Source organism: Anaeromusa sp., assembly GCF_028691475.1.
In the GTDB taxonomy this organism is placed as follows: domain Bacteria; phylum Bacillota; class Negativicutes; order Anaeromusales; family Anaeromusaceae; genus Anaeromusa.
Genome location: NZ_JAQUZF010000035.1, coordinates 8,852 through 23,186 on the forward strand (window position 1 = coordinate 8,852; position 14,335 = coordinate 23,186).

Sequence of the window (14,335 nt, forward strand, 5' to 3'; positions counted from 1 at the left end):
TGTTGGCCTTGCGGACGCGGAGCCTGTTGGCCTTGCGGACGCGGAGCCTGTTGGCCTTGCGGCGCTTGTTGCTTTCCTAAATGCTTGCGCACCAAATCAATGCCTTTTTCATCCACATTGCTCATGTGATTTTTAACCGGCACTTCATTTTTCGACAGCAATTCCATGATATCTTTGCTGCTGGTATGATATTCTTTGGCGAGTTCAAAAACCCGATATTTACTGTTATTAGACATCAATCCACCCCCATGTTCATTTCGCTTTGGCGCACAAGCTCTTGCACGCGCGCAGCGAACCCCTTATCCGTCAAAGCCACCGCCGCTCGATGGGCTTTGCCGATTCCTTCTCCCATCTCCAGTTTGGAGGAAAAAAGGATATATGTGACCCCGTAATAAGCCGCGGCATCTTGATAACTTTTACGGGTATTAGCGGAGGCATCGGCGGCAATCAGCAACAACTCAACCTTTTTTTGCTGCATTGCTTTGCGCACGGCCACTTCGCCTGAAATCAGCCTTCCCGCACGCTGCGCCAGCCCCAGCAGTGAAATAACACGCTGTTCTTGTAACGACATTATAAAGACTCCAATTGAGACTGAATTTGAGCATACACTTCAGGGCTTACGCTTTGCTTCAACGCCTTTTCCAAGCGCTTCCCTTTATACGCCGATTCCATGCAGGCCATCGCCTTACAGACGTAGGCCCCTCGCCCAGCTTTTTTACCGGTAGGATCGATAAAAATCTCTCCTTCAGGCGATCGAACAATACGCAGCAGTTCTTTCTTGGTTTTCATTTCTTGACAGCCGACACACATGCGTTGGGGTACTTTTTTTTGCACCATTGTGCTCACTCCTCGCCTTGTGCTTGGGACTCACTTTTTATATCAATTTTCCATCCGGTCAGCTTAGCTGCCAAACGAGCATTTTGTCCTTCTTTGCCAATCGCCAGCGACAGTTGGTAATCCGGCACAATGACTTTCGATATTTTTTCCGCCTCATTGGCTTCTACCGAAACGACCTTAGCCGGACTTAAGGCATTAGCAATATATTTTCCCGGATCTGGATTCCATTTGACAATGTCAATTTTTTCACCCCGGAGTTCATTGACGATCGTCTGCACTCGTGTTCCTTTGTGTCCTACACAGGCTCCTACGGGATCTACGTTCTCATCCCGGGAATAGACGGCTATTTTCGAACGATGCCCGGGTTCCCTCGCAACGGATTTGATTTCGACAACACCGTCGTGAATTTCCGGCACCTCGAGTTCAAAAAGACGCTTCAAAAGACCTGGATGGGTTCGCGAAACCATAATCTGCGGCCCTTTGGTAGTCTTCTTTACTTCAATAATATAGGCCTTAACCCGTTCCCCATGGCGATAATTTTCACCTATAATCTGTTCCGCCGGCGCCAAGATGGCTTCGGTTTTTCCCAGATCAATAAAAACGTTTTTCTGTTCAATACGCTGCACAATACCTGTCAAAATATCACTGGAGCGGTTGGAAAACTCTTCGTAAATTATGCCTCGTTCCGCTTCGCGGATACGCTGAACAACCACTTGCTTAGCCGTCTGTGCGGCAATGCGGCCAAAATCCTTAGGCGTAACTTCCACTTCGACAATATCTTCTACCGCGTAATTCGGATTATGACTACGCGCTTCTTGCAAGTCCATTTCTAAACGAGCATCGTCAACAGCTTCCACAACATTTTTGCGCGCAAATACCTTAATTTCTCCGGTAATTCGATCCAATTGAACCCGGACGTTGGCAGCCGTTTGAAAATTACGCTTATATGCGGAAATCAACGCCGCTTCAATGGCGTCAAAAAGCACCTCCGGCGCAATCCCCTTTTCTTTTCCCAGTTGTTCAAAAGCTTGCATGAATTCTGCGTTCACCCACGATTCCTCCTATTAAGTTTTCAGCTTAAAATACAATCTCCAACGAAACCTTCGCTGTTTTTTCCCTTGGAATAGCAATTTCCCCTTCCGCTCCTTGCAGAAAGATCACGTCGTTTTCCAGGCGCAACAACTCACCAACAAGCATCTTTTCACCGTTTATAGGCGCAAAGAGATGCACCTCGACGCGTTCCCCCAGATGTCGCGCAAAATCGCGTTCCTTCTTCAGAGGACGATCGAGGCCAGGTGAGGATACTTCCAGATAATAGCTTTCCTTGATTGGATCCAGTTCATCCAGCTTGCTGCCCAGTTGCTCGCTGATCCATTGACAGTCTTCTAATTCAATGCCGCCTTCCTTATTCAGGAATACGCGCAAATACCATTCTCTTTCCTTCACATACTCAACGTCTACTAACTCCAAGGCTGTGCCGGCAATCATGGCTTGAACCAATTCTTCCACCAATGTCTCCACATGCATCTTTGCCATGGATTCACCTCCTTCAACTGCAATACTGTCTGCCATAAGATGAAAGAGTGGGTGCATCACCCACTCTTAACGACAATCACATAATAATTCTCATTAAAGTATAGCATCGAATAACCTGACTGACAAGATAGCACCGCAAAAAACATCCCCGGCCAATAGCCGGGGATGTTTTGCGTCTCAACGCAAACTTAGCATTCGATAAGGTTCTGCTCGTAAGCGATATAAAGAGCTTTAAGTTCTTCCACTTTAGCAGCCATTTCAACTTGCAGATTGGAAGCTGCAGCATAGTCGCCAGCAGCCAGAGCTTCGCGAATACGCGTGAACAAGCTTTTCTGAGCCAGCGTATCTTTCGCCAAGTAAATCCGCAGCGCCTGAATCTGATCCCAATGGTACAAGTCAAGATCCACTGCAGTTTCCGCTTCATGGAGGCAGCAGCAATATTTAACAATGTCCATGTTTTCGCCAATAATCCGCTGAGTAAGTTCGGTTTTCCAACGCACCAAAGCGCCAGCCACAAAGGCGTCGATCAATTCTTTGCGGAATACGCCGCCTTGTGTCAAAACAGCCACTTTTTCAGGATACTTCTCAATGGCCTGCATGTTCTCCCAAACAGTAGCAGGCGGTTTGCTGAACAAACGATCCCGCTCTTCCGTGGTGTAGTCTTCAAACACATCGTGCTCACTGCGATAAGCGCGGTCTTTTTCAAGATAGAAGCCTTCTGCGCCAGCTTCTTTGGATAACTCTGCTTCCAGCTCTTTCGTGTTTTTGCCGGACGTTACAGCCGCCTTGACACCGTCCAATATGCTCAAGTAAAAACAACTCAAGGCAATGTAGGTGTTGGTGTACGGATTGGGGGCGCGCACCTCAAAGCGAGTAGCATAAGGATTGCCGATATCACGCACTAAGCCGGCCAAAATGGTACGGTTACGGGAAGGAATCGCCGGATTGTGACCCAAAGAAGTAACAATGCAAACCGGAGCTTCAAAGCCTGGTTTCAGACGATTCAAGGAGTCATTAGTAGCGGAAATGAAGGGATTCACCACTTCATAATTTTTCAAGATGCCCATGATCGCGCCATAACCAACAGAGCTGAGGAAATCCGCCTTCATATCAGTAGGCGAGAAAAGGTTGATGATTTTGCCGGACTTTAAGCGCGCGGCAAGACCAACATGAGTATGTTCCCCGCTGCCTGCAACGCCGATGATCGGTTTTGCTTTGAAGGTAACATCCAACCCATTAGCCCGGAATACTTCTTTAACCAAAATGCGCGCCTGCAGCTCATTATCAGCTGTCTGCACAGCATTTGAATATTTCCAGTCAATTTCCAGCTGTTCCAAAACATATGATAAATGACCAGTTTCGTCAATGCGAGACTTGATGCCGCCAACTTCCTTATGACCCATTTCCGGCTGCAAGCCGTATTTTTCCAAAGCCAATACCGCTTGCTCCATCGCTGTGCGAACTTCGCCGCGAGTACGCTGCCAATATTGCTCCTGCATCACCTGCGAAGCGGACAATTCTGCTACATCCGCCTTGTTGGTCGGAGTTTTAACCCAGAACTCCAACTCTGTAGCCGAAGTAAAGAGAATCTCTTCGATCTCATCCCCTTTGGCATGAGTAATACCCGCCAAGTTAGGATTCGCTTTGAATAAATTTAACAGTTCCGTTTTGACGTATTCCAGGCTGTCCGTCAAAATAGCCCGCGAATCTACGCGCAAATCGTTATGAATCAAGAAACCAGGGATGCGCAGCGTACCCACGGGTTTGCCGCTTTCCTCGTCAAAATGCTCATAATTGTAATCTACAAACCAATTAACATTCCGATCGCCAGTCATGTCAACGCGAGCGTTATTCAAGGTAGCCAATCCGGTAAGAACTACAGAAGAGCCGTCCGTTTGCACAACGCCGCCGTTTAAAAAGCCGTCGATGTCATCCAAGAAAATTTCAACCGGAATTTTTTCATCCGTGTCATTGCCTGCCAAATCCACGCCGACAAGAGAAACAAATTTAATTTCAGGACGTGCTTCCAGTAATGCTTTTACTTCTGCAACACCATGCTGCTCGGGAGCAATAACGTACAACAGATCGTTTGCCATACTCTTCACCTCTTAGTTAATCTTTCAATACAAATCAAACAAGTACTTCGGTATGCAAAAAAACAGACCACCCCCTTGGTTGCTCTAGAATGAACAATGCAAGGACGGGTCGCCATTGACCTCATGCACACCTTGTAATTTTGTATGCTTTATTTATAACACAGGCCATACTTTCTGTCCAGACTTTTTTCGTTTTTCCAAAGGAAAAAAATACATTTTGTCGAAATGACAATAATAGATTCAATACCATTAAGGAGGACTTTATTATGTTGGGAATGTCGCAGGAACAGTTGGAGCAGGCAATACACGAGTGGTTTGAAAACAATCAAGACAAAGTAGGCATGTTTATTGAAGGCTTTGAAGCCGCTGGCGCAGATGACGATGATGTGTACCATCTTGTTTCAAAAGTAATGGCCTCAGTAGGCTCTACTGTCGCCATGTCAGCGGTTACAGAGATTATCGCCCGCAATAACGCCTTGTTGAGTGAGCAAATTGATACGCTGATTGAAGAGCGCATTGCTGCGGCGCTAAAAAACTCTTAAGCCGCAAGCAACCAAAAGGGCTGTGTGGAAACTAAGTTTCTGCACAGCCTTTTTTTACATAGACTCAATAAATTCATTCAGTTGGCCGCCTGGTTTCAACATAGGCCGCACCTGTTGGGACTCCACCTTGGCTACAAGCACAAAAGGCTTCCGCTCTTGCCAAGCGCGCTGAAAGGATGCTGTAAATTCCGCTCGATTTTGAGCAACCGCCCCTTCAACGCCCAAAGCGTTGGCCATACCTACATAATCGAATTCTTTCAGTATGGATGAACTACAGCGTCCTCCAAAAAATAATTCTTGCCATTGCCGAACCATTCCCAGCGAGCCGTTATCCAACACAATAGAAATTACCGGCGCTTGCGTACTGGCAATAGTATGCAGTTCCATGCCGGTCATGCGAAAACTTCCGTCGCCGCAAATATGGATGACTCTGGCTTCAGGACAGGCCGTCTGCGCGCCTAAAGCCGCGGGCATGCCAAACCCCATGGTCCCGAAGCCCCCGGAAGTAAGCCAAGTGCGAGGCTGCCGCAAGGTTAAATGCTGCGCCGCCCACATCTGATGCTGCCCCACATCGGTAACAAATACCGTGCGCTGATCCTGCGTCTGCGCGGAAAGAAATTTCATGATCCACGGTCCGTCCAGTAACACCTCATCCTTCTCTTTTCCGTTTGCACGCCAATCTTGAATTTGCCGCCACCAGTCGGTGCGTTCCGCCTTGGGCACTTTTTCTAAAAGATCTTGGGCCAACAAACCTACATTTCCAGTTAACCCCACATGAGAAGGAATATTTTTACCAATCTCCGCCGGATCGATATCCAATTGGACAATCGTTTTCCCTTTAATAAATTCTGCTTTTGCCGTCACAAAGCGATCACTGAACCGACAGCCTATGGCTAACACCAAGTCTGCGTGATGTACCGCTAAATTGGCCGCTTTATGCCCATGCATGCCTGTGAGCCCTAAAAAGCGCGAGTCATCCCCCGGCATCACGCCCAAGCCCATCAAGGTGCTTACGACAGGCGCATCCAAATGTCTGGCCAATTCTCTGACCTGTGACGCAGCGCCAGCGCGTACCGCTCCCCCGCCCACTTGCACAACTGGTCGTTTAGCCGCGGCTAAGGCTTTCGCTGCCGCTTCCAAGCCTGCCTCCGGCCAGTTTACCGAGCGAGGCGGCGTTGCAAAACAAGGATGCACTTCCTCTTCTTCCACTTCTTGCGTTTGCATATCCCGAGGAATATCTAAGATGACGACGCCCGGCCGACCGCTGGCGGCGATCCGAAATGCTTCGTGCACAAGCTGTGGAATACGAGCCACCTCTCTCACAACAAAGCTATGCTTAGAAATGGACAGGGTCATACCTGTAATATCCACTTCCTGAAAAGAGTCCTTCCCCATCAATCCGGTTGATACTTGCCCTGTAATCGCCACAATCGGAACCGAATCCATATGCGCCGTCGCCAGTCCGGTAATCAAATTAGTAGCCCCGGGTCCCGACGTCGCCAGGCATACTCCCACTCGTCCGCTGGCGCGCGCATAGCCGTCTGCAGCATGAGCCGCCCCTTGTTCATGCACGGTCAGCACATGCTGAATTTCCTCCTGCCGATATAGTTCATCATACACTGGCAAAATAGCCCCGCCCGGATAGCCAAAGATTACCTCTACGCCCTCTTTTTTTAGGGATTCAACCAATAAATCGGCGCCGGTGCGTTTCATTTTATCCCTCCAGTTCCGCCTCAATACGATTGGCCAGTTCTTGTGTCGATACCTTTGTGTAGCCCAAACGGTACGTATCCGCAGTACGATAGCCCTGCAGCCATACGCGGCGTACAGCATCGCGTATGGCTCCGCCTACTCCCGGAGCTTCCAGCGCCATTTCCGCACAAAAAGCAGCTGATAAAATCATGCCAACTGGATTAGCAACACCTTGTCCGGCGATATCCGGCGCCGAACCATGAATCGGTTCGAAAAGACTAGGCCCTGCGCCTAAACTAGCGGAAGGCATCATGCCGATGGATCCGGTCAAAACAGCCGCTTCATCGCTCAAAATATCTCCAAAAAGATTACTTGTAACAATCACGTCAAACCGGGACGGGTTGGTTACAAGCTGCATGGCGCAGTTATCCACATACATATGCTCCCACTGCATGTCTTTATACTCTTCAGAAACAGCATTGGCCGCTTTCCGCCACAGCCTCGACGTGGCTAACACGTTAGCTTTATCTACGGAAGTGACTTTTTTGCGCCGCCGCGAGGCAATTTGCGCTGCCAACTGCAAAATGCGGTTTACTTCTTGCACACTATAAGCTTCCACATCGCTGGCAAACTCATCGCCTTCCTGGCGTTCGCCGTAATAAATGCCGCCTCCCAGCTCCCGGACAATGATTAAATCCGTGCCCTCTAGGCGCTCCTTTTTCAAAGGAGACGCTTCCTCATCAGAAAAGGCCGCTTCCACCGGGCGCAAGTTGGCATAAAGACCTAAGGCTTTGCGCAGTCCCAAAATGGCTTTTTCCGGCCGCTTTTCCGGCTCTACGGAATCCCATTTAGGATCTCCTACCGCCCCCAACAATACCGCATTAGCTCCTTGGGCCGCCTTAATCGTCGCTTCCGGCAAAGGTTCGCCATATGCCTCTAAAGCGGCTCCGCCTGCAAGCAACTTAGTAAAAGTGCACGACAGATTTTGCCGTTTGACTGCTTTGCCAAACACCTGCAATGCGGCTTCCATAATCTCCGGCCCAATGCCGTCTCCAGCTACAACCGCTAACTGCGCCTCTCTCATCGTCCCACGCCCCTTCCGGCCTGCTCCCGCACATACGCAATTAGGCCGCCAGCTTGCGCAATCTCCGCTACAAAAGCAGGTAAGGAAGCCGCCTCAATGACAACGCCGGTTGTCAGGTTTTCAATGCGTCCTTCGTCGAGATGCAATTTCAGCTTATCTCCTTGTCGCAGTTCCTCTACCATATCGCCCACTTCCAGCAATGGAAGCCCAATATTGATGGCATTGCGGAAAAAAATTCGGGCAAAGCTGTGGGCAATGACACAGGAAATGCCGCAAGCTTGAATGGCTGCCGGCGCATGTTCACGCGAAGAGCCGCAGCCAAAATTACGCCCGGCCACCATAATATCTCCAGCCTGAACCTGGTTGCGAAAAGAATCGTCGATATCTTCCATACAGTGTTTAGCCAATTCCGCCGGCTCCGACGTACTCAAATAACGCGCCGGAATAATTACATCTGTATCCACATGGTCCCCGTATTTCCAAACTCGTCCGCGATTCATTTGCATACCTCCTCGGGCGTTCCGATTCGGCCCAGCACTGCGCTGGCCGCCGCCACTCCAGGCCCAGCCAAGTATACTTCACTATCTACATGGCCCATACGGCCCCTAAAATTGCGGTTTGTTGTCGCTACCGCTTTTTCCCCTGCTGCCAAAATACCCATATGCCCGCCCAAGCAAGGACCGCAAGTTGGCGTACTGACAGCCGCTCCTGCTGCAATAAAGGCATCAATATAGCCGCAACCAATGGCCTGACGGTACACTTCCTGGCTCCCCGGGATGATAATGGCGCGCACATGAGGATGCACTTGCCGCCCCTTCAACACCGCCGCGGCTTGAGCCAAGTCTTCCAGCCGTCCATTCGTACAGGAACCAATAATAACCTGATCAATCTCCACCTGCGCCAATTCCCTGGCTGGAGCTACATTCTCCGGCAGATGCGGTTTGGCCACCACCGGCTCTAATTGAGATAAATCAATGCGCAGCGTTCTTTCGTATACGGCATCAGCGTCCGCCTCTACCTCTTCATAGTTTCGCGACACCCGGCCTGCAAGATACTCGCGCGTCACTTCGTCAACAGGGAAAATGCCGTTTTTCGCGCCCGCTTCAATGGCCATATTGGCTACTGTCAGCCGATCTGACATGGATAAAGAAGCAACTCCAGGGCCGGTAAATTCCAGTGATTCATAGCGCGCTCCTTCTACTCCCAGTTGGCCAATCACCGTCAAAATTACATCCTTGCCGCCAACCCAGGGAGGCAGCGCCCCTACCAGTTCCACCCGAATGGCAGCGGGAACTTTGAACCAAGTACTGCCGGCCGCCATGGACGCTCCCAAATCGGTAGAGCCTACGCCGGTAGAAAAGGCTCCCACCGCGCCATAGGTGCAAGTATGGGAATCTGCGCCGATGATCACTTCCCCCGGCGCCACCAGCCCGGCTTCCGGCAACAGCACATGTTCAATACCCATCCGTCCCACTTCATAATAGTGAACAATGCCGGCCTCTTTCACAAAATCGCGCATTTCCTTCGCCTGCTGCGCCGAAGCAATATCCTTATTCGGCGTAAAATGATCTGGAATAAGCGCTATTTTCGCCGGATCAAACACAGGAACGCCGATTTTGCGAAACTCCCGAATGGCCGGAGCTCCTGTAATATCATTGGCCAAAGCCAGATCAATGGGACAGTCGATGATTTGCCCCGCCTGCACCTTCTCCAGCCCCGCCTTGCGGGCCAGGATTTTTTGGGTCATTGTCATACCAGCCATCAGCCCGCCTCCTTTGCTGCCGGAACGCCGCATTCGGAAATCATTTTATTCAGCGCATTCAAATACGCTTTGGCGCTCGCCTCTACCACATCGGTCGAAACGCCGCGTCCGTTAAAGGACCGGCTGCCCTGACGCACCGAAACCGAGGCCTCTCCCATGGCGTCCTGTCCGGCCGTCACCGAACGCAGTTGATAGTCCTTCAAGTCCACCTCAAAACCGACTGCAGCATTTATAGCATGGAATACCGCATCAACCGGCCCATCACCGCAGGCTGCTTTCTCCACAACGCCGCTGCTGCTTTCAATTTTAACGGCAGCAGTCGCTGAAATATCGCTGCCGCTGGAAACCTGATGGCTTTGCAAACGAAACCATTCCGGCCGTTTGGCTTGTTGACCCTCTCCGACCAGCGCTTCCAGATCGCGGTCAAAAATTTGCTTTTTCTTGTCCGCCAGCGTTTTGAAGTTGCCAAATACCTCATCCAGTTTTTCCGCGGACAGCTCGTAGCCCAATTCCTTCAAGCGATCTTCCACTGCATGACGCCCGGAGTGTTTCCCCAAAACCAAAGATGTTTTTTGCATGCCCACACTGGCAGGACTAATGATTTCATAGGTGGAGGCGTGGTTCAGCATGCCATGCTGATGAATGCCGGATTCATGGGCAAAAGCGTTGTCACCTACAATCGATTTATTCGGTTGTACAACAATGCCCGCAAAGGTACTAACAAGGCGCGAGGTCCGGTACAGTTGCTGCGATTGAATGCCTGTTTCCATCTGATAAAAATCATTGCGTGTCGCCAGGGCCATGACAATTTCTTCTAATGCCGCATTACCAGCCCGCTCGCCCAATCCGTTAATGGTGCACTCAATTTGCGTAGCGCCGGCTCCGACCGCCGCCAGAGAGTTAGCTACGGCCATCCCCAGATCATTGTGGCAGTGAACACTGAACACAGCCTGGTTGGCATCCGCAATATGCGCGCGCAGGTAACGAATCAATTTGGCAAACTCTTCCGGCAGCGTATAGCCGACTGTATCGGGAACATTCACCGTTTTAGCTCCGGCGCGTATCGCAGTACTATAAGCCTGACACAGAAAATCCCAATCCGAACGCGAAGCGTCTTCAGCGGAAAATTCCACTTCCGGCGTCAAAGAGCAAGCATAGCGTACAGCGCTGTCAATTCGCTCCAAGGCTTCTTGACGGCTCATTTTTAATTTGTGTTTCAGATGAATGTCGCTGGTGGCCAAAAAAGTATGGATACACGGCTGTTGCGCCGCTTTCACGGCCTCCCAGGCGCGATCAATGTCATTTTTAGCGGCCCGCGCCAAGGCGGCTACAACTGGCTTTTTAACCGCTTTAGCTACGGCCTCTACCGCTGCAAAATCTCCAGGAGAAGCGATGGGAAAGCCGGCTTCAATTACATCCACGCCAAGTTTCTCAAGCGCAAGGGCAATCTCCACCTTCTCATTTAGCTCCAGGCACACCCCTGGCGTTTGTTCTCCATCGCGTAATGTCGTATCAAAAATCCGTATCTTTCCCATTTTTTCTTCCTCCTCTTATCAGTTTATCAACGTTGTTTCAGCCAGGACATCTGTCCACGCAGTTTTTTGCCCACTTCTTCAATCGGATGCTGCGCCTCTTGCTGGCGTCTAGCCAAGAAACCTGGACGGTTAGCTTGGTTTTCCAAGATCCAGTTTCTCGCAAAAGTCCCCTCTTGAATTTCCGCCAAGACTTGCTTCATTTCCTTGCGGGTTTCTTCAGTGATAATCCGACGTCCAATACTATAATCGCCATATTCTGCAGTATCACTAATGGAATAACGCATGGCCGCCATGCCGCCTTCGTACATTAAATCCACAATCAGCTTCATTTCATGGAGGCATTCAAAGTAGGCCAATTCCGGTTTATACCCAGCCTCCACCAGCGTATCAAAACCTGCCTTGATAAGCTCCGTGCAGCCGCCGCACAGCACGGCCTGCTCACCAAAAAGGTCTGTTTCCGTCTCATCTTTGAACGAGGTAAACATGACGCCAGCCCGGGTGCCGCCGATTCCCTTGGCATAAGCCAACGCCATTCCTTCCGCCTGGCCCGATACGTCTTGATATACCGCAGCTAGACAGGGAACACCGCCGCCTTCTGTGAATACGCGGCGCACGAGATGTCCCGGACCTTTGGGCGCCACCATAAATACATCCACATCTGCTGGCGGCACAATTTGGTGAAAATGAACATTGAAACCATGCGCGAACGCCAAAGCCTGTCCTGCCCGCAGATTCGGAGCAATTTCTTCGGCATACAGACGCGCCTGCTTTTCATCAGGAATCAAAACCATAATTATATCAGCACACTTTACCGCTTCGCCCGGGGTAGTCACTTCCAAACCTGCTTGCTTCGCTCTTTCCCGCGAAGCGCTTTGTTCCGGTAGCGCTACGATTACCTTTACACCGCTTTCCTTCAAATTCAAGGCATGTGCATGACCCTGGCTGCCATAACCGATAATAGCCACCGTTTTATTTTCTATCAACTTCCAGTTAGCATCCTTGTCATAAAGCATCTGTTCCATCCCAATCCCGCTCCTCTCTTTACTCAAGCCCCAGTTTCCTGGTGCCAACTCGCAGGCCCTGTTCTTCTACTTTCTCGCAATCCCCAGGACTCTGCTTCTAATATCCAACTGCTTACTTCTTCCACCGAACCTGTCACTTCCATAACCCAACAAGCATCCTGTGTTTCCGCCAATAACCGGACCTGTCCTCGTTGTAGCCATTGCGCCGTAGCTGCCTGTTTGGGAACTTTTAAGATCGCCAGCTCACGGCACAAATTTTTGTCTTGCTGCAGTGCTTCCACACAAATAACATCTTCTAGTCGTTCTAAATACTTGCATACCTGTGCCGCCTGCGCCTCCTCCACATCCACACCAAGAGAAACATGTCCTGTCGGGCTGTCAGGCGCCAAGTCTGCTGTCATGCTACGCAGATCAACATCACGTCGGTACAACAAATTTACCAAGCGCAGTAACACTCCTGGATGGTTGTGTACGCGAACAGCCAGCACGTAATGCATAATTCTCCTCCTCCTTTCATTTTGCTATTTATGGGAACATTGCCAAGCAATGTTGCACCCAGATACCTACGCCGTAAAACATCGTCCCGAAAAAGGGTATAAAAAATACGCCCTCCGGTTTCCCGATAGGGGCGTTCAAACGCGGTACCACCCTACATTGTACTTTGCCGATTTACGCTCGGAACACGTTCATGCGTACTTATTTTCCGCAGGACAGCTCCCGGATGAGCGTTCTTTCCTACTGGTCCCGGTTCGCAGCAACCACCGGTTCTCTGAATCCAGTACTAGGATTGAACATTCCGTTCTTCGCCTTTGAAGTATTCATTTTTAATACTGTGTACATTATCCTTGATTTAATATCATCTGTCAATAGTCTTTTTACATTTTATCAACATTTATTTCTTTTATTGGTATGTTGTTGTAAACTAACACATTCCATTTTTACATTAAACCACGTATCCCCTCTCAGTAAATATGTTTAATGCCTATTTCCCTAACATTCATCAACTCAGTCGTATTTGTTAGTACAGCGCTAAAACAACAATATACGGTTCTGTAGAAAAAGTTAGTGTTTCTTCGGTCTTAAGCACCGGCCTCCGGAGCCGGGAGCGCAGACAGGGGTTCGGCTCGGCTCGCCTCCACCATTACGACAGACCTCTACATTGGAGTGGTTGCGGTCGCACGGCCTCTTGGTTCGAGACTAAGCTGCAATCCGCACGGCTTATCTAGAAGTATCCGCCGCAGCAAGGTATGCTTGCAAAACATTTAGATGCGAAACAAAAACAACGGCTTGCAGAATTAGAAATACGGATGTCTGAGCGCAGCGAGTTCCCGTGTTTCCCTGTAAGCCGTCGTTTTTTGAGTTGAGACTCTTCTTGTTTCGACAAGGATGCCGCTGCGGCGGATTTTCATAACCGGCACTACCTATCCCTCCCGTACTTCGCTATGCCATCCATGGCTGTTTACAGAGGAAACCGGATGCACTCAAAGCCAACGTCCGCCCCCGGTGTCTGCGGCAAAACTTTTGCGAGCGAAGCGGTCCGCAGGGCCTGCAAGGCCAGCTGGAAGGATTAGAAATACGGTTGTCTGAGCGCAGCGAGTTCCCGTATTTCCCTTTCAGCTGGCCGCGCAGGAGCTGAGTGAGCTCTTGTTTTGACGGGGATGCCGGGGAAGGACGCTGCTAATAAGCAAGCGCCGTAGCGCAGTGTGCTTGACGAAACTTTTAGAGGTGAGACGGTCCTCAGGACAAAAAATATGACTTGCAGGATTAGAAATACGGTTGTCTGAACGCAGTGAGTTTCCGTATTTCCCTGTAAGCCGGCTGCGCAGGAGCTGAACGAGCTCTTGTTTTGACGGGGACGACAGGGAAGGACGCTACTATAAACTAGCTTTATGTACTATAGACTTAAAAAATATTAACTTATTATATATCAACTCATCTAGTCAGCTTAGATGTCCCGGCAACATACCTATCCCTCCCGTCGCGCCCCCTGTCGTCCTGACGGGCGCGACACTAGGCGCATCACGCGCCGTCGCACGCCGCTACGCGGCCTTAGAAAGACTGGGGTAGTTGCCGGTAAAAGAAAAAGCACTCGCCTTCGCGAGTGCTTTTTCTTAACCGGCAACTACCTATCCTCCCAGGCCGCTTCCAGCCAAGTACTTTCGGCGTATGTGGGCTTAACTGCTGTGTTCGAGATGGGAACAGGTGGAACCCCACAGCTATCGTCACCGG

Annotated in this window: 14 protein-coding genes and 1 rRNA gene; 1 reads left to right on the forward strand and 14 read right to left on the reverse strand. The window is 50.1% G+C overall.

Annotated features, from left to right (window positions below; all coding sequences use genetic code 11):
* The 6 genes from PHF27_RS06675 to PHF27_RS06700 form a co-directional block, all read right to left on the reverse strand.
* On the reverse strand, positions 1-236 hold a 236-nt coding region (locus PHF27_RS06675), incomplete at its 3' end, for a translation initiation factor IF-2 N-terminal domain-containing protein (RefSeq protein ID WP_300067536.1).
* Positions 236-571: a ribosomal L7Ae/L30e/S12e/Gadd45 family protein gene (locus PHF27_RS06680; RefSeq protein ID WP_018704450.1), complete on the reverse strand. Its 336-nt coding sequence runs from the start codon at positions 569-571 to the stop codon at positions 236-238. The genes PHF27_RS06675 and PHF27_RS06680, both read right to left, overlap by 1 nt.
* Positions 571-837, reverse strand: coding sequence for a YlxR family protein (locus PHF27_RS06685; protein ID WP_300067538.1), 267 nt, complete (start codon positions 835-837; stop codon positions 571-573). Before PHF27_RS06685 ends, PHF27_RS06680 begins: the two co-directional genes overlap by 1 nt.
* 5 nt (positions 838-842) lie before the next feature.
* The gene (gene nusA / locus PHF27_RS06690; protein WP_300067540.1) at positions 843-1,886 is read right to left on the reverse strand and encodes a transcription termination factor NusA; all 1,044 of its coding nucleotides are present in this window, start codon (positions 1,884-1,886) and stop codon (positions 843-845) included.
* A gap of 28 nt (positions 1,887-1,914) precedes the next feature.
* Complete coding sequence (gene rimP, locus PHF27_RS06695) at positions 1,915-2,373, reverse strand: ribosome maturation factor RimP (RefSeq protein ID WP_300067542.1); 459 nt, start codon at positions 2,371-2,373, stop codon at positions 1,915-1,917.
* A gap of 188 nt (positions 2,374-2,561) precedes the next feature.
* The gene (locus tag PHF27_RS06700; RefSeq protein WP_300067544.1) at positions 2,562-4,469 is read right to left on the reverse strand and encodes a glutamine synthetase; all 1,908 of its coding nucleotides are present in this window, start codon (positions 4,467-4,469) and stop codon (positions 2,562-2,564) included.
* A 266-nt stretch (positions 4,470-4,735) separates the two neighbouring features.
* Between PHF27_RS06700 and PHF27_RS06705 the strand changes: the two genes are divergently transcribed.
* A complete protein-coding gene (locus PHF27_RS06705) occupies positions 4,736-5,011 on the forward strand; it encodes a hypothetical protein (RefSeq protein ID WP_300067546.1) in 276 nt (91 codons plus the stop codon).
* Between the two features lie 54 nt (positions 5,012-5,065).
* Here PHF27_RS06705 and ilvB read toward each other — a convergent pair whose 3' ends face one another.
* From ilvB to rrf, 8 genes are all read right to left on the reverse strand, one after another.
* A complete protein-coding gene (gene ilvB, locus PHF27_RS06710) occupies positions 5,066-6,724 on the reverse strand; it encodes a biosynthetic-type acetolactate synthase large subunit (RefSeq protein WP_300067548.1) in 1,659 nt (552 codons plus the stop codon).
* A gap of 1 nt (position 6,725) precedes the next feature.
* Complete coding sequence (gene leuB, locus PHF27_RS06715; protein WP_300067550.1) at positions 6,726-7,787, reverse strand: 3-isopropylmalate dehydrogenase; 1,062 nt, start codon at positions 7,785-7,787, stop codon at positions 6,726-6,728.
* Complete coding sequence (locus PHF27_RS06720; protein ID WP_300067552.1) at positions 7,784-8,287, reverse strand: 3-isopropylmalate dehydratase small subunit; 504 nt, start codon at positions 8,285-8,287, stop codon at positions 7,784-7,786. Before PHF27_RS06720 ends, leuB begins: the two co-directional genes overlap by 4 nt.
* A complete protein-coding gene (gene leuC, locus PHF27_RS06725; protein ID WP_300067554.1) occupies positions 8,284-9,549 on the reverse strand; it encodes a 3-isopropylmalate dehydratase large subunit in 1,266 nt (421 codons plus the stop codon). The genes PHF27_RS06720 and leuC overlap by 4 nt, the downstream gene beginning before the upstream one ends.
* A complete protein-coding gene (locus tag PHF27_RS06730; protein ID WP_300067556.1) occupies positions 9,549-11,084 on the reverse strand; it encodes a 2-isopropylmalate synthase in 1,536 nt (511 codons plus the stop codon). The genes leuC and PHF27_RS06730 overlap by 1 nt, the downstream gene beginning before the upstream one ends.
* 26 nt (positions 11,085-11,110) lie before the next feature.
* Positions 11,111-12,106 (reverse strand): ketol-acid reductoisomerase, encoded by a 996-nt coding sequence (ilvC, locus tag PHF27_RS06735; protein ID WP_300067558.1) that lies wholly within the window; start codon positions 12,104-12,106, stop codon positions 11,111-11,113.
* Between the two features lie 23 nt (positions 12,107-12,129).
* A complete protein-coding gene (locus PHF27_RS06740) occupies positions 12,130-12,603 on the reverse strand; it encodes an acetolactate synthase small subunit (RefSeq protein ID WP_300067560.1) in 474 nt (157 codons plus the stop codon).
* A 1,616-nt stretch (positions 12,604-14,219) separates the two neighbouring features.
* A 5S ribosomal RNA gene (gene rrf / locus PHF27_RS06745) occupies positions 14,220-14,335 on the reverse strand.